Annotated in this window: 29 protein-coding genes; 13 read left to right on the top strand and 16 right to left on the bottom strand. The window is 62.6% G+C overall.

What is annotated here, in order from left to right; all coding sequences use genetic code 11:
- The first annotated feature begins 107 nt into the window (after window positions 1-107).
- From pth to ACEW8Q_RS02580, 4 genes are read left to right on the top strand one after another with little or no spacing between them, the layout of a single operon-like run.
- Window positions 108-710, top strand: coding sequence for an aminoacyl-tRNA hydrolase (gene pth / locus ACEW8Q_RS02595; RefSeq protein ID WP_373502489.1), 603 nt, complete (start codon window positions 108-110; stop codon window positions 708-710).
- Window positions 710-1,807 carry a redox-regulated ATPase YchF gene (gene ychF / locus ACEW8Q_RS02590; RefSeq protein ID WP_373502488.1) on the top strand — a complete coding sequence of 366 codons (1,098 nt, stop codon included), beginning with the start codon at window positions 710-712 and terminating at the stop codon, window positions 1,805-1,807. The genes pth and ychF overlap by 1 nt, the downstream gene beginning before the upstream one ends.
- Before the next feature lie 18 nt (window positions 1,808-1,825).
- Entirely contained in the window at window positions 1,826-2,278 is a 453-nt protein-coding gene (locus ACEW8Q_RS02585; RefSeq protein ID WP_373502487.1) for a MaoC family dehydratase, read from the top strand.
- Window positions 2,275-2,754, top strand: coding sequence for a MaoC family dehydratase (locus tag ACEW8Q_RS02580; RefSeq protein ID WP_373502486.1), 480 nt, complete (start codon window positions 2,275-2,277; stop codon window positions 2,752-2,754). The genes ACEW8Q_RS02585 and ACEW8Q_RS02580 overlap by 4 nt, the downstream gene beginning before the upstream one ends.
- A 97-nt stretch (window positions 2,755-2,851) precedes the next feature.
- On the opposite strand, the gene ACEW8Q_RS02575 is transcribed toward ACEW8Q_RS02580, so the two are convergent.
- Genes ACEW8Q_RS02575 through ACEW8Q_RS02565 form a run of 3 tightly spaced genes read right to left on the bottom strand, consistent with a single transcriptional unit; the run spans window position 2,852 to window position 4,694 of the window.
- Window positions 2,852-3,397, bottom strand: a complete 546-nt coding sequence (locus ACEW8Q_RS02575) for an adenine phosphoribosyltransferase (RefSeq protein ID WP_373502490.1) — start codon at window positions 3,395-3,397, stop codon at window positions 2,852-2,854.
- A 14-nt stretch (window positions 3,398-3,411) separates the two neighbouring features.
- A complete protein-coding gene (gene hemF / locus ACEW8Q_RS02570; protein WP_373502485.1) occupies window positions 3,412-4,242 on the bottom strand; it encodes an oxygen-dependent coproporphyrinogen oxidase in 831 nt (276 codons plus the stop codon).
- Window positions 4,239-4,694, bottom strand: coding sequence for a tRNA (cytidine(34)-2'-O)-methyltransferase (locus ACEW8Q_RS02565; RefSeq protein ID WP_373502484.1), 456 nt, complete (start codon window positions 4,692-4,694; stop codon window positions 4,239-4,241). Before ACEW8Q_RS02565 ends, hemF begins: the two co-directional genes overlap by 4 nt.
- 174 nt (window positions 4,695-4,868) lie before the next feature.
- Here ACEW8Q_RS02565 and petA point away from each other — a divergent pair, with 174 nt between their 5' ends.
- From petA to ACEW8Q_RS02545, 4 genes are all read left to right on the top strand, one after another.
- Window positions 4,869-5,456, top strand: a complete 588-nt coding sequence (gene petA / locus ACEW8Q_RS02560) for a ubiquinol-cytochrome c reductase iron-sulfur subunit (RefSeq protein WP_373502483.1) — start codon at window positions 4,869-4,871, stop codon at window positions 5,454-5,456.
- Between the two features lie 14 nt (window positions 5,457-5,470).
- Entirely contained in the window at window positions 5,471-6,718 is a 1,248-nt protein-coding gene (locus ACEW8Q_RS02555) for a cytochrome bc complex cytochrome b subunit (protein ID WP_373502482.1), read from the top strand.
- 16 nt (window positions 6,719-6,734) lie between these two features.
- Complete coding sequence (locus ACEW8Q_RS02550; RefSeq protein ID WP_373502481.1) at window positions 6,735-7,565, top strand: cytochrome c1; 831 nt, start codon at window positions 6,735-6,737, stop codon at window positions 7,563-7,565.
- 94 nt (window positions 7,566-7,659) lie between these two features.
- Window positions 7,660-8,532: an S-methyl-5'-thioadenosine phosphorylase gene (locus ACEW8Q_RS02545; RefSeq protein ID WP_373502480.1), complete on the top strand. Its 873-nt coding sequence runs from the start codon at window positions 7,660-7,662 to the stop codon at window positions 8,530-8,532.
- 4 nt (window positions 8,533-8,536) lie between these two features.
- On the opposite strand, the gene ACEW8Q_RS02540 is transcribed toward ACEW8Q_RS02545, so the two are convergent.
- Window positions 8,537-9,145 carry a DUF922 domain-containing protein gene (locus tag ACEW8Q_RS02540; RefSeq protein ID WP_373502479.1) on the bottom strand — a complete coding sequence of 203 codons (609 nt, stop codon included), beginning with the start codon at window positions 9,143-9,145 and terminating at the stop codon, window positions 8,537-8,539.
- A 302-nt stretch (window positions 9,146-9,447) separates the two neighbouring features.
- On the opposite strand from ACEW8Q_RS02540, the gene ACEW8Q_RS02535 reads away from it, so the two are divergent.
- The 3 genes from ACEW8Q_RS02535 (at window position 9,448) to ACEW8Q_RS02525 (ending at window position 11,332) form a co-directional block, all read left to right on the top strand.
- The gene (locus ACEW8Q_RS02535; protein ID WP_373502478.1) at window positions 9,448-9,660 is read left to right on the top strand and encodes a cold-shock protein; all 213 of its coding nucleotides are present in this window, start codon (window positions 9,448-9,450) and stop codon (window positions 9,658-9,660) included.
- A gap of 230 nt (window positions 9,661-9,890) precedes the next feature.
- Entirely contained in the window at window positions 9,891-10,592 is a 702-nt protein-coding gene (locus ACEW8Q_RS02530; protein ID WP_373502477.1) for a ribonuclease T, read from the top strand.
- A 14-nt stretch (window positions 10,593-10,606) separates the two neighbouring features.
- The gene (locus ACEW8Q_RS02525) at window positions 10,607-11,332 is read left to right on the top strand and encodes a type 1 glutamine amidotransferase (protein ID WP_373502476.1); all 726 of its coding nucleotides are present in this window, start codon (window positions 10,607-10,609) and stop codon (window positions 11,330-11,332) included.
- A 10-nt stretch (window positions 11,333-11,342) separates the two neighbouring features.
- Here ACEW8Q_RS02525 and prmB read toward each other — a convergent pair whose 3' ends face one another.
- From prmB to ACEW8Q_RS02505, 4 genes are read right to left on the bottom strand one after another with little or no spacing between them, the layout of a single operon-like run.
- Complete coding sequence (gene prmB / locus ACEW8Q_RS02520; RefSeq protein ID WP_373502475.1) at window positions 11,343-12,275, bottom strand: 50S ribosomal protein L3 N(5)-glutamine methyltransferase; 933 nt, start codon at window positions 12,273-12,275, stop codon at window positions 11,343-11,345.
- Window positions 12,217-13,182: a DMT family transporter gene (locus ACEW8Q_RS02515; RefSeq protein WP_373502474.1), complete on the bottom strand. Its 966-nt coding sequence runs from the start codon at window positions 13,180-13,182 to the stop codon at window positions 12,217-12,219. The genes prmB and ACEW8Q_RS02515 overlap by 59 nt, the downstream gene beginning before the upstream one ends.
- Window positions 13,179-14,327 (bottom strand): MFS transporter, encoded by a 1,149-nt coding sequence (locus tag ACEW8Q_RS02510; RefSeq protein WP_373502473.1) that lies wholly within the window; start codon window positions 14,325-14,327, stop codon window positions 13,179-13,181. The genes ACEW8Q_RS02515 and ACEW8Q_RS02510 overlap by 4 nt, the downstream gene beginning before the upstream one ends.
- Window positions 14,320-15,486 (bottom strand): MFS transporter, encoded by a 1,167-nt coding sequence (locus ACEW8Q_RS02505; protein ID WP_373502472.1) that lies wholly within the window; start codon window positions 15,484-15,486, stop codon window positions 14,320-14,322. The genes ACEW8Q_RS02510 and ACEW8Q_RS02505 overlap by 8 nt, the downstream gene beginning before the upstream one ends.
- A 120-nt stretch (window positions 15,487-15,606) precedes the next feature.
- Here ACEW8Q_RS02505 and ACEW8Q_RS02500 point away from each other — a divergent pair, with 120 nt between their 5' ends.
- On the top strand, window positions 15,607-16,248 hold the full coding sequence (locus ACEW8Q_RS02500) for an MBL fold metallo-hydrolase (RefSeq protein ID WP_373502471.1): 642 nt from the start codon (window positions 15,607-15,609) through the stop codon (window positions 16,246-16,248).
- Window positions 16,249-16,252: 4 nt separating this feature from the next.
- On the opposite strand, the gene ACEW8Q_RS02495 is transcribed toward ACEW8Q_RS02500, so the two are convergent.
- The 5 genes from ACEW8Q_RS02495 to ACEW8Q_RS02475 form a co-directional block, all read right to left on the bottom strand.
- Window positions 16,253-16,645 carry a GFA family protein gene (locus tag ACEW8Q_RS02495; RefSeq protein WP_373502470.1) on the bottom strand — a complete coding sequence of 131 codons (393 nt, stop codon included), beginning with the start codon at window positions 16,643-16,645 and terminating at the stop codon, window positions 16,253-16,255.
- A gap of 36 nt (window positions 16,646-16,681) precedes the next feature.
- The gene (locus ACEW8Q_RS02490; RefSeq protein WP_373502469.1) at window positions 16,682-17,092 is read right to left on the bottom strand and encodes a hypothetical protein; all 411 of its coding nucleotides are present in this window, start codon (window positions 17,090-17,092) and stop codon (window positions 16,682-16,684) included.
- A gap of 51 nt (window positions 17,093-17,143) precedes the next feature.
- Entirely contained in the window at window positions 17,144-17,851 is a 708-nt protein-coding gene (locus ACEW8Q_RS02485; protein WP_373502468.1) for an HAD family hydrolase, read from the bottom strand.
- A gap of 2 nt (window positions 17,852-17,853) precedes the next feature.
- Window positions 17,854-18,597, bottom strand: coding sequence for a L,D-transpeptidase (locus tag ACEW8Q_RS02480; protein ID WP_373502467.1), 744 nt, complete (start codon window positions 18,595-18,597; stop codon window positions 17,854-17,856).
- A 108-nt stretch (window positions 18,598-18,705) separates the two neighbouring features.
- On the bottom strand, window positions 18,706-19,125 hold the full coding sequence (locus ACEW8Q_RS02475; RefSeq protein ID WP_373502466.1) for a hypothetical protein: 420 nt from the start codon (window positions 19,123-19,125) through the stop codon (window positions 18,706-18,708).
- 211 nt (window positions 19,126-19,336) lie between these two features.
- Between ACEW8Q_RS02475 and ACEW8Q_RS02470 the strand changes: the two genes are divergently transcribed.
- Window positions 19,337-19,606 (top strand): hypothetical protein, encoded by a 270-nt coding sequence (locus tag ACEW8Q_RS02470; protein ID WP_373502465.1) that lies wholly within the window; start codon window positions 19,337-19,339, stop codon window positions 19,604-19,606.
- 117 nt (window positions 19,607-19,723) lie between these two features.
- Here the strand turns inward: ACEW8Q_RS02470 and ACEW8Q_RS02465 are convergent, their stop codons facing one another.
- From ACEW8Q_RS02465 to ACEW8Q_RS02455, 3 genes are all read right to left on the bottom strand, one after another.
- Window positions 19,724-20,182, bottom strand: coding sequence for a hypothetical protein (locus ACEW8Q_RS02465; RefSeq protein ID WP_373502464.1), 459 nt, complete (start codon window positions 20,180-20,182; stop codon window positions 19,724-19,726).
- A gap of 13 nt (window positions 20,183-20,195) precedes the next feature.
- The gene (locus ACEW8Q_RS02460) at window positions 20,196-20,543 is read right to left on the bottom strand and encodes a DUF6152 family protein (protein WP_373502463.1); all 348 of its coding nucleotides are present in this window, start codon (window positions 20,541-20,543) and stop codon (window positions 20,196-20,198) included.
- Between the two features lie 52 nt (window positions 20,544-20,595).
- Window positions 20,596-21,200: aminotransferase class IV (locus tag ACEW8Q_RS02455; protein WP_373502462.1), on the bottom strand; the 605-nt coding region annotated here is incomplete at its 5' end.

Here is a 21,200-nt window from a genome sequence, read left to right as displayed (position 1 = left end):
CGGCCGCTGGCGGCAAGGCTGCGGCTCCGGCCAAGGGCGCTGCCCCGGCCAAGGCCGCTGCCGCTCCCGCTGCGAAGAAGAAGTAAGCTTCTTAGCGCGAGGGCCAGATGCACCTTATCGTGGGGCTCGGCAATCCGGGCTCCAAATACCAGGGCAACCGGCACAATATCGGTTTCATGGCGGTGGACGAAATCGTCCGCCGCCATGGCTTTTCGCCTTGGCGCAAGCGTTTTCAGGGCGAAACCTCCGATGGCGTGCTGGCGGGCGAGAAGGTTCTCATCCTCAAGCCGCTGACCTACATGAACGAGAGCGGACGCTCGGTTGGCGAGGCCATGCGGTTCTTCAACATCGATCCCGCCCAGGTCATCGTGCTTTATGACGAACTTGACCTCGAGCCCGGAAAGACGCGGGTTAAGCTTGGCGGCGGTGCGGCGGGGCATAACGGCATCCGTTCCATGATCGCCCATGCCGGGCCGCATTTCGTGCGCGTGCGGTTGGGCATAGGTCATCCGGGTGACCGGCATCTGGTGCAACCGCATGTGCTGAGCGATTTCGCCAAGTCCGACAAGGCATGGCTCGAAGCGCTGCTGCAGGCCGTCGCCGACAATATCGATCTTCTCGTCAAGGGCGAGGAGGGATCATTCCAGAACAAGGTCCATCTGGCGGTCAATCCGCCGCCGGAGAAACCTGCGAAGAAGGCAGAAAGCTGATGGGTTTCAAGTGTGGCATCGTCGGACTCCCCAATGTTGGCAAGTCCACGCTCTTCAATGCGCTGACGCAGACAGCGGCGGCACAGGCGGCGAACTATCCGTTCTGCACCATCGAGCCGAATGTGGGTGACGTGGGCGTGCCCGACACCCGCCTTGAGGTGCTGGCGAAGATCGCAGGTTCGCAACAGATCATTCCGACGCGCCTGACCTTCGTCGACATCGCCGGCCTCGTGCGTGGCGCGTCGAAGGGCGAGGGCCTCGGCAACCAGTTCCTCGCCAACATCCGCGAGGTTGATGCCATCGCCCATGTGGTGCGCTGTTTCGAGGATAGCGACATCACGCATGTCGAAGGCAAGATCGACCCTATTGCCGACATCGAAACCATTGAGACGGAATTGATGCTGGCCGATCTCGATTCGCTCGAGAAGCGCGTGGCGCCCTTGGAGAAGAAGGCGAAGACCGGCGACAAGGAAGCCAAGGAACTGGCCGACCTGATGAACCGCGCGCTGGCGCTGGTGCGCGAGGGCAAGCCCGCCCGCCTTGTCGAGCGCACGCCCGAGGAGGAAAGGACGTTCCGAGGACTCGGCCTGCTATCTTCGAAACCGGTTCTTTATGTGTGCAACGTCGAAGAATCGGCGGCGGACAAGGGCAATGATTTCTCGGCCCGCGTGTTCAAGCGAGCGGAAGAGGAAGGTGCGGTGGCCTGCGTCGTCTCCGCCAAGATCGAGAGCGAGATCGCGGTGCTTCCCGAGGTTGACCAGAAGGACTACCTCGAAGCCGTGGGACTGGCGGAGCCGGGCCTCAACCGCGTCATTCGCGCTGGTTATGACCTTTTGCATCTCGTCACCTACTTTACCGTAGGCCCCAAGGAGGCGCGCGCCTGGACCATCACCAAAGGTACCAAGGGACCAGCGGCGGCGGGCGTTATCCACACGGATTTCGAAAAGGGCTATATCCGCGCCGAAACCATCGCCTATGAGGACTATGTCTCGGGCAATGGCGAGGCGGGCGCGCGGGAAGCAGGCAAGTTCCGGCTTGAAGGCAAGGACTATGTGGTCAAGGATGGCGATGTCATGCACTTCCGGTTTGCCAACTAGCCCCTCATCATGGCCTCGATGACTGATCTGCTTCACTACAAAGACTTTCCCGAAGGGATGGTCATTCCTTTCGGCACCTATCACCTCAGCCGCGAAGAGGTGATCGAATATGCGCGCGAGTGGGACCCACAGCCCATGCATCTCGACGAGGAGGCGGCGAAACGTTCCGTACTCGGAGGATTGGCGGCTTCGGGCTGGCAGTCGAGCGCCATTCTCATCCGGCTCGCGGTTGATGGTTATGCCAACAAGTCGGCCGCCATGGCGTCGAACAGCATGGAAGAAGTGAAGTGGCTGAAGCCCGTCTATGCGGGTGAAACGCTGACTGGCCGTGGCACCGTGCTGTCGCGCCGCATCTCTTCGAAGCGGCCGGAGATGGGCATTCTCAAGATGAAGTTCGAACTCTTCAACATGGAAGGTGAACTCAAGGTCGAGATCACCGGCGTGCAGTTCATGGGAGTGCGGCATCCATGATCGGGCTTTACCTCGAAGAGATCGACGTGGACCGCGTCGTCGAACTGGGCAGCCATCACTTCACCAAGGAGGCGATCATCGCCTTCGCGGAGAAGTATGACCCTCAGCCGTTCCACCTCGATGAGGAAGCCGCGCGCAAGGGGCCGCTCGGCGTGCTCTCCGCATCCGGCTGGCACACGGCATCGGGATGGATGAAACGATATGTCGCCACCAATCAGGCGGCGGAAGCCAAAATGCGCGCGGAAGGCCGCGAGCCGGCGCCGCTGGGGCCATCGCCGGGTTTCACGAACCTCCGCTGGATCAAGCCCGTGACGCCGGGCGACACGATCACCTACCGCAGCACGGTGACGGGCAAGCGTGAGCTCAACTCGCGGCCGCAATGGGGCCTCATCTTTTCGCTGAACGAGGGCTTCAACCAGAATGGCGAGCTTGTCTTCTCGTTCGAAGGCAAGGTGCTGACGCCGAAGCGGTCGTAGCACTTCCTGTCATGCCCGGACTTGTTCCGGGTATCACGTGCCATTCCAGAGGGATGGCCGGGACGATGCCCGGCCATGACGAGAGAGGGGGGGGGACTCAATGCCCGTCGAAACTCACCAGCGTGTGGACCTTGACGCCCTTCGCCTTCAGCTTCGCGGCGCCGCCCAGTTCCGGCAGGTCGATGACGAATCCGGCGGCCACCACTTCGCCGCCTGACTTGCGGATCAGGTCGATTGCCGCGCCCGCCGTGCCGCCCGTTGCGATCAGGTCATCGATCAGCAGGACCCGGTCGCCCTTCTGGATGGCGTCGGCGTGGATCTCGATCGTATCGACGCCATATTCCAGCGCGTATTCCTGCCCGATGACGCGGGCGGGCAGCTTGCCCTTCTTGCGGATGGGGATGAAGCCCCGGCCCAGGTTGTGGGCAACCGCACCGCCGAGGATGAAGCCGCGCGCCTCGATCCCCGCCACATAATCGATCTCGCCCTTGAGAAACGGCCATGCGAGCTCGTCCACAGCAGCGCGGAAGCCGTGCATGTTCGACAAGAGCGTGGTGATGTCGCGGAACATGATGCCGGGCTTGGGATAGTCCGGAATGGTGCGGATATAGCGCTTGATATCGAAGCCGTTGCGAAGGTCCATCATGTTCTCCCGGATCAGGGCCACTTCACCAGCGGTGGCATCGACGACAGAATCGACTCGACATTGCCGCCGGTCTTGAGGCCGAAGATGGTGCCGCGGTCGTGCAGCAGGTTGTATTCCACGTAGCGGCCGCGGCGGATCAACTGTTCCTCGCGGTCGGCATCGGTGTGTGGCGTTGCCATGTTGCGCCGGACCAGCTCGGGATAGATCGCGAGGAAGGCGCGGCCAACGTCCTGCGTGAAGGCGAGATCTGCGTCCCAGTCGCCCGAATTGAAATGGTCGTAGAAGATGCCGCCGATGCCGCGCGGCTCGTTCCGGTGCGGCAGGAAGAAATACTCGTCGCACCACTTTTTGAACCTGGCGTAGTCGGCCACGGCATGGGCATCGCAGGCGCCCTGCATGGCGGCATGGAAGTCGAGCGAGTCCGGGTCTTCCTGGTTGCGCCTGCGGTCGAGCACGGGTGTCAGGTCGGCACCGCCGCCGAACCAGGTCTTCGTCGTCACGATGAAGCGGGTGTTCATATGGACGGCCGGAACGAAGGGGTTCCACGGGTGGATGATGAGCGAGATGCCGGAGGCCCAGAAGCGCGGGTCATCCGCGGCGCCGGGAATCTGCTTCCTGAATTCGGGAGAAAACTCGCCGTGGACGGTGGACGTGTGGACGCCCGCCTTCTCGAACACCTTGCCGTGCAGCATGGACATGACGCCGCCGCCGCCCTCGGGCCGTTCCCACGCCTTGCGCTCGAACGCCGTTCCGTCGATCTCTTCAAGCGCGGAACAGATGTCGTCGCGCAGCGTCTCGAACCAGTGGCGGGTCTTCGACTTCTTCTCGTCCAGGGTGGTCATGCCGGAAAACTCCTCAACTGACGCAATGCCTCACCTGTCACCATTGCGCAAGCCATGGCGACATTGAGGGAACGCAGTCCCGGCATCATGGGAATGGTGATCCTGGCTTCGACCTCCTCATGCACCCGGTCGGGCACGCCTGAGCTTTCGCGCCCCATCAGGATCACGTCACCGGGCGCGAAGGCAAAATCCGCATAGGGCAGGGTGGCTTTCGTGGTCACCAGAACGGTCCGGCGGCCTGCGGTCGCCTCCCGGAACGCAGCCCACGACGCATCGCTCACCAGTGCCGCCCGGTCGAGGTAGTCCATGCCCGCCCGGCGGAAGGTGGAATCGGTCATCACGAAGCCCGCGGGCTCGATGATGCGGCAACGGATGCCGAAACAGGCGCACATGCGCAGAATGGTCGCGGCATTGGGCGCGATGTCGGGTTGATAAAGGGCTATTTCCAGCATGATCCGGGCTGTTTAGCGCGAGTCCGGCATAACCGGAAACCGGGCGCTTGCTGCGACACTTGATGGCTAGACTTCTTTTGACCGCAATGCCAAAAGGTCGCGGGTTTGAGCGCCGGGGAACACCCGTCCGTACCCTTCTTACGGGCAGGCGCGGCTACAAAAGGGAAGAAAGACGTGTCCACAGCGGAACATGCGGAAGTCAACCGGCGCGATTTTCTCTATATCGCAACCGGTGCCGTCGGTGCCGTCGGCGCAGCGCTGACGGCCTGGCCATTCATCAACCAGATGAATCCGGACGCCTCGGTGCTGGCGATGGCGACGGTCGAAGTCGACCTGGCGCCGATTGCCGAAGGCCAGGCCATTACCATCAAGTGGCGCGGCAACCCCGTGTTCATCCGCCACCGCACTGGTCCGGAAATTGAAGCGGCCAAGGCCGTCAAGATGGAAGAGCTGCCGGATCCGCTCGCCCGCAATGCCAATGTGAAGGAAGGCGACCCGGCGACGGACGTCAACCGTGTGGTTGGCGAGAAGGAGCAGTTCCTGGTGATGATGGGTGTCTGCACCCATCTCGGCTGCGTGCCGATCGGCAACGAAGGCGAATATGCGATCGTCGAAGGCGGCGGCAAGATGGGCGGCTGGTTCTGCCCCTGCCATGGCTCGCACTACGACACCGCCGGCCGCATCAGGAAAGGTCCCGCGCCCGAGAACCTGCCGGTGCCGGTCTATTCCTATCTCTCCGACACCAAGATCCGCATCGGCTAAGAAGGACAATCCTCATGAGCGGACCCTCGAATTACAAGCCCACCACCGCCTTCGGGAAGTGGATGCATGAGCGCCTTCCCATCATGGAAATGGTGCAGGGCCAGGCGCTGGATTTCCCGACGCCCAAGAACCTGAACTACTGGTGGACGTTCGGCGGCATTCTCGCCGTCATGCTGGTGGTGCAGATCGTCACCGGCGTGGTGCTTGTTATGCACTACACGCCGCACGTCGACCTTGCCTTCGCCTCCGTCGAGCACATCATGCGCGACGTGAACTCGGGCTGGCTGCTGCGTTACATGCATGCCAACGGCGCTTCGATGTTCTTCATCGCCGTCTACATCCACATGTTCCGCGGCATGTACTACGGCTCCTACAAGGCGCCGCGCGAAGTGCTCTGGATGATCGGCGTGCTGATCTATCTCGTGATGATGGCCACCGCCTTCATGGGCTACGTGCTGCCGTGGGGCCAGATGAGCTTCTGGGGCGCCAAGGTCATCACCAACCTGTTCTCCGCCATTCCTTTCGTCGGCGACTCGATCACCACGCTGCTGTGGGGCGGATATTCGGTCGACAACCCCACGCTGAACCGCTTCTTCTCGCTGCATTATCTGCTGCCCTTCGTGCTCGCGGCCCTCATCGGCCTGCACATCTGGGCACTGCACGTGCCGGGCAACAACAATCCGACGGGCGTATCGGTGAAGAGCAGCCAGGACACGCTGCCCTTCCATCCCTACTATACGATGAAGGATGCCTTCGCGATCGTCGTGTTCCTGATGTTCTACGCCGCCTGGGTGTTCTTCGCGCCCAACTATCTTGGCCACGCCATCAACTACCAGGAAGCCGATCCGCTGGTGACGCCCGCGCACATCGTGCCCGAGTGGTACTACCTGCCGTTCTACGCGATCCTCCGCGCCATCCCCGACAAGCTCGGCGGCGTGCTGGCCATGTTCGGCTCGATCCTGATCCTGTTCGCACTGCCGTGGCTTGATACCTCGAAGGTGCGTTCGGGTTCCTATCGTCCCATCTTCAAGCAGTTCTTCTGGATATTCGCGATCGTCTGCGTGGCGCTGGGCTATCTTGGCTCGAAGCCCGCCGAAGGCTGGTATGTGGTGTTCTCGCGCATCCTGACGGCCTACTACTTCGCGCACTTCCTAGTGATCCTGCCGCTGCTCGGCCTCCTCGAGAGCCCGAAGCCGCTGCCGTCGTCGATTTCAGACGATGTGCTCGCCAAGAAGAATCCCGCTGCCGTGCCTGCCGAGTGATCTGGGGGAAAGAAAAATGAAATTGCTCAAGACACTCGGTATCGCGGCCACCGGCCTGTTGCTGATCTTCAGCGCGGCCCAGGCGGCGGAAGGCCAGAAGGATGCCAAGGGCATCAGCTTCAGCTTCGAAGGGCCCTTCGGCACATTCGATGAAGGTCAGCTGCAGCGCGGTTATAAAGTCTACAAGGAAGTCTGCTCGGCATGCCATGCGATGCAGTACATGTCCTTCCGCAACCTCTCGCAGCCGGGCGGCCCCGGCTTCAACGAGGAGCAGGTGAAGGTGCTGGCGGCAGAATACACCATGCAGGATGGCCCCGGCGAGGACGGCGAGATGTTCGAGCGTCCGGGCCTGCCGTCCGACCGCTTCCCGTCGCCGTTCCCGAACCCGCAAGCCGCGCGCGTCGCCAATGGCGGGGCTCTTCCGCCCGACCTGTCGCTCATCACCAAGTACCGCCCCGGCTGGTACGGCACGTTCAACCAGCTGGTGAACGGCATCGGCGGCCCGCAATATGTCTACTCGGTGCTCACCGGATACGTGCCCGACGAAGAACTTTCGGAAGAACTGAAGAAAGAGCAGCCTGAGGGCAAGGCCTACAATCCCTACTTCGCCAACGGTCACTGGATCGGCATGGCCGCGCCACTGTCCGACGACCAAGTGACCTATGACGACGGCACCCCGGCGACCGTGGACCAGATGGCCCGCGACGTCTCGGCCTTCCTCGCCTGGACGGCAGAGCCCAAGATGATGGAACGCAAGCAGACCGGCTTCATGGTGCTGATCTACCTCGGCATCCTTGCCCTGCTGCTCTATCTCGTGAAGAAGAAGATCTGGGCAAACGCCCACTGATCCTCACTGAAAGAATTGAAAAGGCCCGGCATCGTTCCGGGCCTTTTCGTTTTGTCCGGCATCGGGCATGTTGCGGTCGACAGGGGCTAATCACATGACTCGTTCGGTACTTGGCATCATCGGCGGATCGGGTGTCTATGACATCGAGATGGACAATGCCCGCTGGGAGGCGATCGCGTCGCCCTGGGGCGAACCATCTGATCAGGTGCGGCGGGGCGAAATAGGCGGTCTTCCGGTTGTCTTCCTGCCGCGTCATGGGCGGGGCCATGTCTATTCGCCGACCACCATAAACTATCGCGCCAATATCGACGTGATGAAGCGGGCAGGAGTGACGGACCTCATCTCGCTGTCGGCCGTCGGCTCGCTGAAGGAAGACCTGCCGCCCGGCACCTTCGTGCTGGTTGACCAGTTCATCGACCGCACCTTCGCGCGCGAGAAGAGCTTCTTCGGAACGGGCTGCGTGGGGCACGTGCCGTTCTCGCATCCCGTTTCGCCCGCACTTCAGGATATCGTCGCCGGGGCGCTGGCGGCCGAGGGGATCGCCCATGCCCGCGCCGGCACCTACATCGTCATGGAAGGTCCGCAGTTCTCGACGCTTGCCGAGTCGCAGCTCTACCGCTCATGGGGCGCTTCCGTGATCGGCATGACCAACATGCCGGAAGCCAAGCTCGCGCGGGAAGCCGAGATCAGTTACTGCACGGTCGCCATGGTGACGGATTACGACTCCTGGCATGAGGAGCACGGCACGGTGGACGTGGCCAAGGTCATCGAGGTGCTGAAGGCGAATTCCGGCAATGCGAAACGTCTGGTCAGCCGCATCGCGCACGATTTTCCACGCGAGCACCTGCCATGTCCGATCGGTTCCGACTGCGCGCTCGACTTTGCCATCATGACGGCGCCTGAGAAGCGCGATCCGGGTTTGCTCGCAAAGCTCGACGCCGTAGCGGGCCGCGTCCTGAAGCGCTAAGACGTTACTTCGCGGCGACGCCGTGGGTCTGGACGGAGCGCTTGTAGACCAGTTGCACGAAGGGGTGCTTCATCAGCTTTCTCTGCTCGGCGGCGTCGAAGGCGTTATGCTTCTTGCTGCAGGCAGCGCGCACCTTCTCCCAGAGCTGGGTGGCCTTGCGGTCGGCATCGGCGCAATTTTTCGCCCTGATGGCCTTGACCTGCCGTTCGAGATCGGCGGCGCATCCCAACCAGATCGAGCGGTGGGTTTCCTCATGGATCTTGAGAAAGCTGGAGAACTGCTTCCAGCGGTTGCGGTCGGCGGCGGGCAGAACCTTCTCGTTCTTGATCTTGGGCAGCTTGATGACGAAGTCGAGCTTGAGGCGGTAGTCCTTCACCTGGCAGGATGAGCCTTGCAGCAGTTTGCCGTCCTGGGTGGTGGTGGCGGAGGTTGCGGCATAGGCCTTGGCGCCGTTCACCTTCGGACCCCTGCGGATCATGGCCTTGTAGATATCCTCGGCCGAGTCGCCGCCAACCGTGTAGTAGGTGTATTTGGTCGTCTGAACCGGCTTGGCCTCCGCCGCCAATACCCCGGCACCCAGCACGGCCGCAGTCAGCATCACAACCGGTGTCATTCTCATCCCAGACCCCAATCAAATCCTACGGCCAACTATTGGCTGGCAGTTTATGCAAATCAAGCCCTGTTATTGAAGAAGACCCCTCTTGAGTTCAGCGCATGGGTGCAGCATACTCCTTGCGTCTGGATTGACAGGTCCAGATGCCGGCTGTGCTGTTCCAAATGGGTCAAGACCGACCCCGGACCGTATCGGGGTGACGTGCCTATCCATTTTGACGCCGCCTGAGCTTGTCCGCCTGCCGCCTTCCACAAGCGGGAGATACCGGATGCAATGTGTATTGGATTAGGGACGTCCTTCTCATGCGTCAGAACGGCATTGTAAAATTCTTCAACCAGGCCAAAGGCTACGGATTCATATCACCGGATGGCGGCGGCAAGGATGTGTTCGTGCACATCACTGCGGTTCAGCGCTCTGGCATTCCGGAGTTGTCGGAAAACATGAAGATCAGCTTTGAGATCCAGCCCGACAAGAAGGGCCGGGGTCCGCAAGCCGTCGATCTTCAACTCGTCTGACGGGGACGCCCGGCCGCCGTCCCTTGCGAGGCAAGTCATGGGGTGAACGCGGTACTCATCGGCGTGGCGGCAGCCGCTGTCCTGCTTACCGGCACTGCCGGGGCGCATGATTGTACTTGCCGTGCCAACGGACAGAACTACAAGCAGGGTGACCAGGCCTGTATCCTGGGGCAACTCGCCCGTTGCGACATGCTGCTCAACAATTCGTCCTGGAAGATCGTCTCAGATTCATGTCCCGAAGCCTCTTTGCGCCGTCCTCAACGCTTTTCCGTTGTCTTGCCGCGACTGCCGCGTTCGTCCTTGCCGTCCTGCTGACGGTTCCTTCCGCCACCGCGCGGGAGATGAACAAGGCGGGCGTGTTCGATTATTTCGTGCTCTCGCTCTCGTGGTCGCCAACCTATTGCGATAGCGAGGATGGTGCGGACGACCGCCAGCAATGCTCGCCCGGCAAGCGCTTCGCCTTCGTCGTCCACGGCCTCTGGCCGCAATATGAGCAGGGCTGGCCTGAATCCTGCGCCACCAGCGAGACCTGGGTTCCGCAGTCGATCATCGACGACATGCTACCCATCATGCCGTCGAAGCGCCTCATCATCCACGAATGGAAAAAGCACGGCACCTGCGTAGGCGTGTCCATGGCAGATTATTTCCGTGCGACGAAGATCCTGTTCCAGAAGATCCGCGTGCCTGCCCGCTATCTCTCACCCACCCAGCCGGTGATGACGACGCCTGAGCAGCTCGTCACCGACTTCGTCAAGACCAACGTCAACCTGAACGCCGACATGATCTCCGTGCAATGCGGTAATGCACGGGACCGGGCGCGGCTCTCCGAACTGAGGATCTGCCTCGACAGGCGCGGAAATTTCAGTCAATGCGGCGCCAACGAGGACCGGCAGTGCCGCGCGAAAACGCTGGTGATGCCGCCCGTCAGATAGGATAGCTTTCTGCCATGAAGCGCGCACTCGTCTTCCAGCACATGGACCATGACCATCCGGGCCGGTTCCTCGATTTTTTTGCCGAGGACGGCATCATTCCGGAGCACGTGCGGCTGTTCGAGGGTCAGGATATTCCCAATCTCGCGCCTTATGACTTTCTGTTCGTGCTCGGCGGCTCGCAGGATACCTGGCAGGAGGACGAACACCCTTGGCTCGTGGGTGAAAGGGCCGCTATCCGCGAATGGGTGATGGACCGCGCCAAGCCGTATTTCGGCGTCTGCCTCGGACATCAGTTGCTGGCCACCGCGCTCGGCGGTGAGGTGGCGTTGGCGGACGGCAAGGAAGTCGGCGTGTTCGACGTGGACCTCACCGAGGACGGGAAGAGCCACCGGCTGATGGAAGGGCTGGAGGGCAGCCACAAGGTGATGCAGTGGCATATGGCGGAGGTGAAGCGCCCGCCCCAGCAGGCCCGCGTGCTGGCGTCTTCGGCACTCATTCCCGTTCAGGCGCTGGCCATCGACGAGCATGCGATGAGCACGCAGTTCCATTGCGAGTTCACGCCGCAGACGGTGGCGGGATGGTCGTCGATGCCGGGCTACATCGCGGCCCTTGAAAAACACAAGGGCGAGGGCGCCTATCCGAAGCTGGTTGAGGAATCCTATCCGCTGATGCCAAGCATGGCGCGGATGACGCGCCGCATGTATGACAACCTCGTCACGGCAACGGGCCTCCGCAAGTAGGCCTTGTCCGTCACGCGCCCAGCAACTGCTCTCGGGTGATCCAGAACACTTCGCCTTGGCTCTCCTCGGTGTCGAGCCAGAGGAAGTCGAGATGCGGGTAATCCGCCACCAGCAATTCGCGGCCCGTGCCGATCTCGCAGAGAAGCCCGCCGCCAGGGTTCAGATGGTCCGCCGCCTCATCGAGAATGCGGCGCACAAGGTCGAGCCCATCCTCGCCGCCGATGTGCGCCATGATCGGTTCGTGCCCATACTCGGGCGGGAATGCGGCCACTTCGCCGCCCGCAACATAGGGCGGGTTCGAGATGATCAGATCATAGGTCCGGCCTTCAACCGCTTCGAAAAGATTGCCCTGCCAGAGATTGATCCGGTCCACCAAACCATGTTCGGCCAAGTTGATGCGCGCGACATCGAGAGCGTCCTCCGAAAGATCGGCTGCGTCGATGTCCGCGTCCGGAAAAACTCCTGCCGCGATGATGGCGAGGCAGCCCGATCCCGTGCAGAGATCGAGCACGCTGGTGACTTGCGATATGTCCTCGATGAGGCTCGCGTCCTCGCCGCCGAAGACGCCGGAGAACATCAGCTCGCCGATATAGGAGCGCGGAATGATGACCCGCTCGTCCACATAGAAGGGCACGCCATGGATATAGGCGCGCTTCACCAGATAGGGGGCAGGCATGCGCGTCTCGATCCGCCTGCGGATGAGTTCGGCCAGTGCCATCCGCTCGGTGTCGAGCAGCTTCGCGTCGAGCCATGGGTTGATGTCGTCAACGGGCAGGTGAAGCGATTCCAGGATGAGGAAGGCCGCTTCGTCGGTGGCGGAGGTGGTTCCGTGTCCGTGCACGATCTTCGCCGCCCGGAACTCCGTCAGCGCCCAGCGCAGGACGTCACGGATGGTCGAAAGCTGGCTCGCGGCGGCGCTGGCGTCTGGCTTGGTGCTTGGCATTGCGGTTGTCCCGGGTGGCGCTGAACAGCGCCTGAATCACGATGGCGAGCACAATCACAGCCCCACCCGCGAATGTCCAGATCGGAGGCAGTTCGCGGCTGACAAGCCAGGCCCAGACCGGCGAAAGAACAGGTTCCACCAGCGCGATGAGGGAAAGCTGTGCGGCAGGAACGCTGCGGGAGCCCACCGTGAAGAGGATGAGGCCCAGCGTGAGTTGCACCGCGCCCATGATGGCGACTGTCCCTGCGTTCCACCAACCGATGGCGAAGCTTTCCAAGCCTGTGGTTTCCCTGAGGCCCGTGGGGACCAGCATCACAAGGCCGGTGACGAGGATGAGGAAGATGGCGTTCCAGATCAATGCCACCGACATCTCGGTCTTCTGGCCCCAGCGCAGCAGCACGGCATAGCAGGAGAAGCAAAAGGCGGAATAGATCGCCAGAAGTGTTCCGGTGAAGGCGCCACCACCACGATTGCCATAGAAGATGAGGCCCATGCCGGCCAGCGCCACGGTCATCGCTACCCAGGTGATGGGCGGGATCTTCTCGCGGAGAATCCAGTAGCCCAGCATGGCGGACAGAAAGGGGGCAATGCCCACCATGAAGATGGCCTCTGCCACGGTCGTGTAGAACAGGGCGGCCACGAAGGTGATCCCTGCGGTGCCCACCGCCACCCCGGCGATCACGGCGTTGAAACCGGCGTCGGCCATGCGTGTGAAAAAGTCCGTCCCGAAACGGAAGCCCAGCCAGATTCCCATGCAGACCAGAACGGTCATCGAACGGTAGAAGATGATCTGCCAGACGTCGATACCGTCCGTCAGACGCACCAGTGCGCCGCCAAGGCTCCAGCATGTGGCGCCCGCCACCACGAAGGCGACACCGGCAGCATAGCTGAAACGTCTTGGCGTCATGCTGTTCGTCGCCTTGAAGAGCCGATGCTGACGAGAGTGGCAAGGATGAACACGAAGAAGATCGCGGCCATGGTGAAGGGCAGACCATCGGGGCCAAATCCCGCAATGGACCAGCCCGCCGCCAATGACCCCGCCAACGCGCCCATGCCCCACATGGTGGAGAAGGAGGCGGTGCCTGTCACCAGTTCATGGCCGGAGAAACGCTCGCCGAGTTCGCCCAGCGCCACGGTGTAGATCCCGGCCGAAGCGGCGCCCATGACGGTGAGGGCGGGCCACAGCGCCCACGTGCCGAAGACAAAGGGCACGAGGAACGAAGCCGTGGCCGTGATGACGCCGCACACCGCCATGACGATCCGCTTGGGGAAATGGTCGGCGCACCAGCCAATGGGGAATTGCAGCACCGTGTTGCCGATGATGAAGGCGGTGAGCGCCATGGCGGCGGTTTCCTGGTCGAAGCCCTTCTTCACGGCATAGACCGGCAGGAAGCTGAGGTTCGCCGCATCGATGATGGCGAACATGCCGACCGCGAAGAGCAGGATCGGGGCCTTGCGGGCGAAGGCCAGCACCGAGAGCGGAGTCTCGTCCTCGCTGTCGACGTTCTCATCTTTCACGAAGAAGATCGGGATGGTGGCGACCAGCAGCACCCCGGCGCCGACGAGGAAGGGAAGCGGCCCTTCGATGCCGGTGAAGCCGATCAGCACCGGGCCGCCGCCGAAGCTCAGGGCGAGAATTGACGTGTAGAGCGCCAGGATGCGCGAGCGCCAAGCGCCTTCCGCGAACTTGACGATCCATGCCTCGGAGATGGCGAACAGGATCGACACGAAGAAGCCCTGCAGCACGCGCAGCACGAACCACCACCAGAAAACGGGGAGGAACGGGTAGCAGACGATGACCGCCGCCACCACGAAGGCCGCTCCGATGACGGAGCGCTTGGCGCCAAAGCGGGCCACCACCGGTGGAATGGCGAAGACCGACAGCACGATCCCCAGCGGATGCATGGCGGCGTTGTAGCCGATGATGTCGGAGGGAACGCCCTGGCTCTCCATGATGAGCGAGAGCAGCGGGAACATGAGCCCGAAGGTGAAACCGAAGACGGTGATGGCCGCCACCGCTGCCAGCAGATTGACGATGCGCTGCTTATCCATGTGACGGTTCCCGCACCAGCCGGCCGCCGCTCAGAATGACGCCCACCAGGAGAATGACATAGAAGGACGCGAGCGTGACGGGCATGGCGTTGATGCCGAACAGGTCGATCGCCACGCCCGCGACAGGTGGGCCGATCAAGCCGCCCACACCCCACATTGCGGCAATGGCGGCAGCACCCGAGATCAGGTCCGGCCCCTTGAAGCTGTCGCCCATGGTGGCCAGCGCCACCATGTAGACCCCGAAAGCCGCCGCAGTCAGCAGCATCATCACGGGCCAGACAATCCAGTGGTTGATGACCACGAGAAGGCTCAGCGACAGCACGATCGTGGTGATGGCGCTGAGGATGATGACGCCTTTCCGCGACCAGTGATCGGCGAGCCAGCCCATCGGATACATCATCAGGACGTTGCCGATGATGCCGACACCCAGAATGCGGCTGGCGACGTCGAGTTCGACGCCATGGCGCAGGCCGTAGATGGTGAAGAACGAAATCAGCACATTGTCGAATAGGGTTGCCGCGCCGACCGCGAACAGAAGCAAAGGCGCGCGCCGGACGAACCCGAAGAAGCCCGCCCCTTCTTTCTGGTGGAATGCGTCTTCGGCAACCTTCACGAAGGTGAGCGGCAATATGCTGAGGACGATGCAGAAGATGCCGATGCCCCAGGGCAGGAAGCCCTCGATGCCGGTCCACGGCAGGATGAGGGGCCCCACAGAGAACGTCACCGCCAGAACCGACGTATAGAAGGCCATGATGCGGCCACGGTTCTGCTCGGTCGAGAAAGTCAGCACCCAGGTTTCGCTGATGGTGAAGAGTGCGCTTGTCGCCATGCCGAAGATGAAGCGCAGCGGGAACCACATCCAGAATGGCGACATGCTAATGGCCACCAGGCTGGCCACGAGAATGGCGACGATGACGAAGGCCGCCCGCTTGGTTCCGCTGTTGCCGAGAATGCGGGGCATGAAGGGGCCGGCCAGCAGAATGCCCACCGGCGCCATGGCCGCGTTGAGGCCGATGGCCCAGGCAGGCCAGCCCTCGCGCTCCATCAGAAGGGGGATGAGTTGCAGCGTCAGGCCGAAGGCAATATCGCACGCCGACACCGCTGCGATGGCGGCGACGAGATTTCCGGTGCGCTTCTGCGTTGCTTCGGCGGGTGACATGGGGTTGCTGTATTGTGGCTTGCTGTGTTGTTGAACCGACGTTCAACAGCCTCTAGCTGTCGGCAATGCTTCGGGCAAGGCAGTTGCGCCCCAGCTTCAGCGCAGCTATGCAGCGCGGCCATGACAAAACTTCAGGCCTTCATCATCCCCGTGACGCCGTTCCAGCAGAACTGTTCGCTCGTCTATGACGACGCGCGGAAAGTGGGTGCCATCGTGGATCCTGGCGGCGATGTTCCGGTCATTCTCGATGCCATCAAGCAAAGCGGCATCACCATCGAGAAGATCATCCTCACGCATGGCCACATTGACCACGCGGGCGGTGCCGCCGAACTGAAGGACGCGCTGAACGTGCCCATTGAGGGCCCGCACGCGAAGGACCTGTTCCTGCTGGAATCCTTGCCTGAAAGCGGGGCACGTTTCGACATGATGAATGTCCGGGCTGTAGTGCCGGACCGTTGGCTGGAGGAGGGTGACGACGTCACCGTCGGCGACCTGACCTTCGCCACCTACGAATGCCCCGGCCACACGCCGGGTTCAGTCGTGCTGTTCAATGCGGAGAACCGGTTTGCGCTGATGGGCGACGTGCTGTTCCAGGGCTCGGTCGGCCGCACCGATTTTCCGTATGGCGATCACGCCTCGCTGATTGGTTCCATCAAGCACAAGCTTTATCCGCTGGGCGATGACGTCGTTTTCCTGCCGGGCCATGGCAGCCCCAGCACCATTGGCGAAGAGCGCCGGACCAATCCGTTCCTGAACGAGTAGCAGCCTATTCCTCGAAGCGGCCCGTGGATTCCCGATCGCGGTCGTAGTGCCTCTTGAGCGGAAACGGCGGCAGCCAGGATTCGCGGCGGATGATCCAGCTTTCATAGGTTGGCATCAACTGGTCGGGAGCATCGAGCGAGCCGAGGTTCACTTCGATTTCATCTCCCGTGCGGGCGAAGACCGACGATCCGCAGCGGGGACAGAAATGGCGGCCTGCATAGTCGCGTGTTTCACCCTGGATGGTCACCGCATCCTGAGGGTAGATGGCCGAGGCGTGAAACAGGGCCCCATGATGCTTGCGGCAGTCGAGACAGTGACAAAGGCCGACGCGGTATGGACGTCCCACCGCGACCAACCGCACATCGCCGCAGAGGCATCCGCCTTCAAGCCGCTCCATGGTGAGTCTCCCCGAAAATCAGACTGAACGCAGAAGCTAGACCTTCATCTCCACGAGGCGCGACTTCGCCGCGAAATAGGCGTCACCGGTGTTCTTGAAGTCGCCGCAGTCGGTGGGGCCGGAGCCGAAGGTCTCGCAGAACTCGCTGCCATTCGCGGCCCATTTTCCGGTGCCGCCGCCCTTCACGTCATCCTGAAAGCTGAAGCTGCCATCGGCATTGTAGGTGATGAAGCCGTTGCCGTCGGAGCGGGTGTACTGGAAGGTCTTGCCGCTGATCGCGCTGCGGATCTGCTCGGCCGTGAAGTTGCTGATCGGCACAGGCGTCTTGTCGGTGGTGGCCGAGGTGCCACCATTGGTGATCCTCACGCCTGAGGGCCCTTGCGAGCAGGCCGCCAGCCCCGCGGCCAACGCGATGATGCTCAGTATACGAATGAAATGGGCGGTCACGATGTCAGTTCCTCAAGGCTTCGGCCCCTCTGCCACAGGCGGCAGCGGCCATCAAGCGATTTGCCCCAGAAGCGGCAGCAAGCCGCTCAGGTCGTCAATGCGGTGGAAGCGCGGATTGCCGTTGGGCGCTGTCTCATGCTCGAGCACCCAGGTCAGTTCATGCGGCACATGCACGCCCCAGCCGCCAGCCGTGATCACCGGGACGACATCCGATTTGAGCGAGTTGCCAACCATCATGGCATGGGCCGCGCCGTCGGCGTGGCGGCCGAAGATGCGCTCGTAGGTTCCGGGCGTCTTCTCGCTCACGATTTCGACCGCGTCGAAGTATTCGCCGAGGCCGGATTGCGCGAGCTTGCGCTCCTGATCGAACAGGTCGCCCTTGGTGATGAGGAGGATGCGATATTTGCCTGCGAGCGCGTCCAGCGTGTCATGAACGTGTGGCAGCGTCTCAACCGGGTTCTGCAGCATCTGGCGTCCGAAGCCGAGGATTTCCGCGATGACGCTGGCCGACACTTCACCGCCCGTTATCTCGACGGCCGTCTCGATCATCGAGAGCGTGAAGCCCTTCACGCCATAGCCGTAGAAGCTGAGGTTGCGGCGCTCGGCCTCCAGTAGCCTGGCCGAGATAACCTCATGTTCGCCATGTTCCGACAGCAGCTCCGCGAAGCGCTGTTCGGTGAGGCGGAAGAAAGTTTCGTTCTGCCACAGCGTGTCGTCGGCATCGAAGCCGATCGCGGTGATGCCGCCATGGCCCGCCACGGTCAGGAACCCTTCGACGGACGCACCGTCACGGGGGTGCCGACGATGACATTGTCGAAGAGTTCGGCCACGTCCTCGTTGAGCATGCGGATGCAGCCCGACGACATGGCCTTGCCGATGGTCTTCGGCTCGTTGGTGCCATGAATGCGATAGAGCGTGTCGGCGCCGTTTGCGTAGAGATAGAGAGCGCGCGCGCCGAGCGGATTATCCGGGCCGCCGGGCTGGCCGTTCTTCCATTCGCGGGCGCGCTCGTCGCGGTCCACCATTTCCTTCGGCGGCACCCAGCGCGGCCAGCGGCGCTTCATGCCTATCTTCGCTGCACCCGCCCAGGCAAAGCCGGCGCGGCCTACGCCCACGCCATAGCGGCGAGCCCGGCCATAGGCGAGCACATGGTAGAGGAAGCGGTTGTCGGGATCGACCACCAGCGTGCCGGGATCTTCCGTGCCTTCGAAGTCCACCATCTGGCGGCGGAACTGCTTCCTCACGGAGCGCGGATTGACCGGCTCGATCGGAAAGTCGATTTCAGATTCGGGCGGCGGCAGGAGGGCAGGGTCGTAATACTGCTCCTCCTCGACGATGACGGAGCCGCCGGGATCTGGCGCGCCGGCAGGTTGCTCGAGCGGCACGCCCTGGAAGGGATCCGCCTCGTTGCTGTAGGGGCTTTGCTGGGCCGCAACGAGGCGCGGGGACGCTGCGAGCGTGAGACCTCCCCAAATGAAGCTGCGGCGCGACAGGCGCGTGATCATCAAACTACCTTGCGAATTCACTGCGGATTGCAGCCCAAGCCTATCCCGCCCGCCGGCGGCAGGATTTCGGTCAGCATGTGGCCCAATTGTGGCGGTGCAGCAAAGTCCCTAGGATGCGACGGTGAAAGTGGCCTTGCCGGCCTGATACGTGTTGGGCGCAGAGCCGCGCGAGAAGGGATAGCAGCTCATCGGCACGCCGCCCGGCAGGAAGGGAGCCGGGTCGAAGCTCTCGCAGAGCTGGCCGTCCTTGGTGGTCCACTTGCCCTTGGTGGTGCCCTTGCCGTCAACCTCGACGAGGGACGAGCCGTCCGCGGCATAAAGCGTGGTGCCGGTATTGTTGGGGCCCTGGAAGCGCCAGCTCCTGCCGGCGAGAACGGTCTTGATCTCAGCCGCACTCAGTCCGCTGGAGCCGACATTGGTGTCGGTCGAACCGCTGGAGCCACCGCCCATCGAACTGCAGCCTGCCGCCGTGAGCCCGACCAGCGCAAGGGCCGCCAGCCGGTGTCCAACCTTCATCTTCAAGCCCATCGGCTCTCCCCTCAATTGCCCGTTCCCCGGAGCGACTCAATACACAATTGCCGCATGTAATCAAATACGGCAAACCCATGAAAATCCTACAGCGCCCAATAGGGGCAAGATTTTGACCGCGTGGCGAAATCTGCACGGCCGGGCGGGTAGCAATGCGCGTCCTGCGGCACTATAATGGAATAATCAACCGATTTGCCGGGACCGCCATCACATGACCTTCACCCGTACCGCCTGCCTCGCGCTTCTGGCCGCAACGCTGGCCGCTTCTCCTGCTTTTGCCGGGACCAAGATGAAGCTCGACCGGAAGGTCAGCGCCTCGGAACTCAGGGCTCAGGCACGGGCTTATTGCAAGGGATGGCGCTACCCCACGGGCGATGCAAACTACTATATCAATTACAAGGAAGGCTGGTTCCGCTGCGACGATCCGCGCGACCGGGGCAAGAAGAGCAACCACGTCGACAACATGGGCAATCATCGCTAGAGCAACTGGCGGTCAATTGACCGCCGGCAAGTTGCTCGAAAGCTTTGAATCTGGCGCATTTTTCGCTTCGCAAGTGATTCCACTTGCTCGCCCAATGCGCGAGACGCCAGCAGAACGTCAGAAATAGGCGATGCTGCGGCCCATCGCGGCCACACTGAGCCAGAGGACGAGGGACGCGCCAGCCGTCACCCGCACCAGTCCGGACCTGTCGCCTCTTGTCCTGACCATCCACGCGTTCAGGCCCACATTGGCGAGCGCCAGCGCGATGGCCGCCAGTTTCAATTGGAAGGCCGCATTCCCGGCGATGGGCACGGCCTCTGGCGCCAGCAGCACGTTGCCGGTGGCGGCGATGGCGAGGAAGGCCGCGATGGCGAAGGGCCTCAGCCGGGCAATCAGCGCCCTGGGCTTCTCGTCGCCCAGCACCCGCAGCAGCGCGAGGTCCATCGCAGCGACGAGGCTGAAGAACACCATCACCATCAGCAAATGAAGAATGTTGGCGGCGGGATAGAACCACACCGAGTTGCGGACGAACTGGGCGAAGGACGACTCCTGCAGCGCCAGCCACACCCAATCCATGCGCGGTCAGGCCTCAGCGCAGTTCGAAGCGCTTGCCGCCGATCTCGATCCACTCGGCGCGGATTTCCTTCGTGCCGTCGCGCTTGGGATAGCCAAAGGCCTTCACCTCCGTGCCCGCCTTCACGATGTCGCCCGTGGCGCCCCGCGCGGTCATGCGCGAAAGGGGAGCGAGCGTCACGTGCCACATCGTGCCGTCCTGGGTGAGCATCAGCATGCCGTGCGGATTGCCGAGGGTGATCTCCTCGACGGTGGCCGTCAGCGTGACGGGGGTGTTTGCGTCATAGGAACCCCAGCCGTGGTGGGCCACCGAGGGCAGCGCAAAGAATGGCAGGGCGAGAATCGCAGCAAGGGCAGGGCGCATGGAAACCTCCTTGTCATCGGTTCGGTAAGCCCCATGCCGCCACAGGATTGCGTCATTGCGGTGGCAGCGGCCTCACCGGCGTGCGGAAGCGCTCGTCACTGTGCCAGTGCCAATAGGTGTCGCGGACCTTCTCATACACCGGCCCCGGCCGGTCATTGCCGAGGATGCGGGTCATCACGCGCGACACGGGCATCACGCCGCCGGCGGTGGAGGTGAGGAACACCTCGTCGGCATCCTCCAGTTCGGCGCGGGTGACGGGGGCGACGGCGGCGGGAAGGCCGAGGCTGGCGCAGACGTCGAGCACCGTCTTCCGGGTGATGCCGCCGAGGCTCCCCCGGTCGGGCGTCTTCAGCGCACCGTCCTTCACCACGAAGACGTTGAAGCCGGGGCCCTCGGTGAGGAAGCCTTCCGCATCGCAGTTGACGGAGGTGTCAAAGTTCTCGTCATGCGCATCGAGAATGCCGGCGGTGAACTCGCTCCACTGGTAGTTCTTCACCGTGGGGTCCACCGAGGCATCGGGCACGCGCGGGCGTCCGGCGATCCACAGGTGGGCGCCGCGCGCCTGCACGTCCTTGGGGATCACGTCGATCCACGGCACGGCATAGGCGATCAGGTAGTTCTCGCAATCGGCGGGGCGGCGCGAGCCGAACACGCGGG

It is taken from the genome of Aestuariivirga sp., assembly GCF_041738905.1.
Classification (GTDB): Bacteria; Pseudomonadota; Alphaproteobacteria; order Rhizobiales; family Aestuariivirgaceae; genus Aestuariivirga.
This window is presented reverse-complemented; position numbering and strand designations above follow the sequence as displayed.

Coding starts and splice junctions, on each gene's coding strand:
- pth (WP_373502489.1), top strand. CDS start 108: ATGCACCTTATCGTGGGGCTCGGCAATCCGGGCTCCAAATACCAGGGC.
- ychF (WP_373502488.1), top strand. CDS start 710: ATGGGTTTCAAGTGTGGCATCGTCGGACTCCCCAATGTTGGCAAGTCC.
- ACEW8Q_RS02585 (WP_373502487.1), top strand. CDS start 1,826: ATGACTGATCTGCTTCACTACAAAGACTTTCCCGAAGGGATGGTCATT.
- ACEW8Q_RS02580 (WP_373502486.1), top strand. CDS start 2,275: ATGATCGGGCTTTACCTCGAAGAGATCGACGTGGACCGCGTCGTCGAA.
- ACEW8Q_RS02575 (WP_373502490.1), bottom strand. CDS start 3,397: ATGGACCTTCGCAACGGCTTCGATATCAAGCGCTATATCCGCACCATT.
- hemF (WP_373502485.1), bottom strand. CDS start 4,242: ATGACCACCCTGGACGAGAAGAAGTCGAAGACCCGCCACTGGTTCGAG.
- ACEW8Q_RS02565 (WP_373502484.1), bottom strand. CDS start 4,694: ATGCTGGAAATAGCCCTTTATCAACCCGACATCGCGCCCAATGCCGCG.
- ACEW8Q_RS02555 (WP_373502482.1), top strand. CDS start 5,471: ATGAGCGGACCCTCGAATTACAAGCCCACCACCGCCTTCGGGAAGTGG.
- ACEW8Q_RS02550 (WP_373502481.1), top strand. CDS start 6,735: ATGAAATTGCTCAAGACACTCGGTATCGCGGCCACCGGCCTGTTGCTG.
- ACEW8Q_RS02545 (WP_373502480.1), top strand. CDS start 7,660: ATGACTCGTTCGGTACTTGGCATCATCGGCGGATCGGGTGTCTATGAC.
- ACEW8Q_RS02540 (WP_373502479.1), bottom strand. CDS start 9,145: ATGACACCGGTTGTGATGCTGACTGCGGCCGTGCTGGGTGCCGGGGTA.
- ACEW8Q_RS02535 (WP_373502478.1), top strand. CDS start 9,448: ATGCGTCAGAACGGCATTGTAAAATTCTTCAACCAGGCCAAAGGCTAC.
- ACEW8Q_RS02530 (WP_373502477.1), top strand. CDS start 9,891: ATGTCCCGAAGCCTCTTTGCGCCGTCCTCAACGCTTTTCCGTTGTCTT.
- ACEW8Q_RS02525 (WP_373502476.1), top strand. CDS start 10,607: ATGAAGCGCGCACTCGTCTTCCAGCACATGGACCATGACCATCCGGGC.
- prmB (WP_373502475.1), bottom strand. CDS start 12,275: ATGCCAAGCACCAAGCCAGACGCCAGCGCCGCCGCGAGCCAGCTTTCG.
- ACEW8Q_RS02515 (WP_373502474.1), bottom strand. CDS start 13,182: ATGACGCCAAGACGTTTCAGCTATGCTGCCGGTGTCGCCTTCGTGGTG.
- ACEW8Q_RS02510 (WP_373502473.1), bottom strand. CDS start 14,327: ATGGATAAGCAGCGCATCGTCAATCTGCTGGCAGCGGTGGCGGCCATC.
- ACEW8Q_RS02505 (WP_373502472.1), bottom strand. CDS start 15,486: ATGTCACCCGCCGAAGCAACGCAGAAGCGCACCGGAAATCTCGTCGCC.
- ACEW8Q_RS02500 (WP_373502471.1), top strand. CDS start 15,607: ATGACAAAACTTCAGGCCTTCATCATCCCCGTGACGCCGTTCCAGCAG.
- ACEW8Q_RS02495 (WP_373502470.1), bottom strand. CDS start 16,645: ATGGAGCGGCTTGAAGGCGGATGCCTCTGCGGCGATGTGCGGTTGGTC.
- ACEW8Q_RS02480 (WP_373502467.1), bottom strand. CDS start 18,597: ATGATCACGCGCCTGTCGCGCCGCAGCTTCATTTGGGGAGGTCTCACG.
- ACEW8Q_RS02475 (WP_373502466.1), bottom strand. CDS start 19,125: ATGGGCTTGAAGATGAAGGTTGGACACCGGCTGGCGGCCCTTGCGCTG.
- ACEW8Q_RS02470 (WP_373502465.1), top strand. CDS start 19,337: ATGACCTTCACCCGTACCGCCTGCCTCGCGCTTCTGGCCGCAACGCTG.
- ACEW8Q_RS02465 (WP_373502464.1), bottom strand. CDS start 20,182: ATGGATTGGGTGTGGCTGGCGCTGCAGGAGTCGTCCTTCGCCCAGTTC.
- ACEW8Q_RS02460 (WP_373502463.1), bottom strand. CDS start 20,543: ATGCGCCCTGCCCTTGCTGCGATTCTCGCCCTGCCATTCTTTGCGCTG.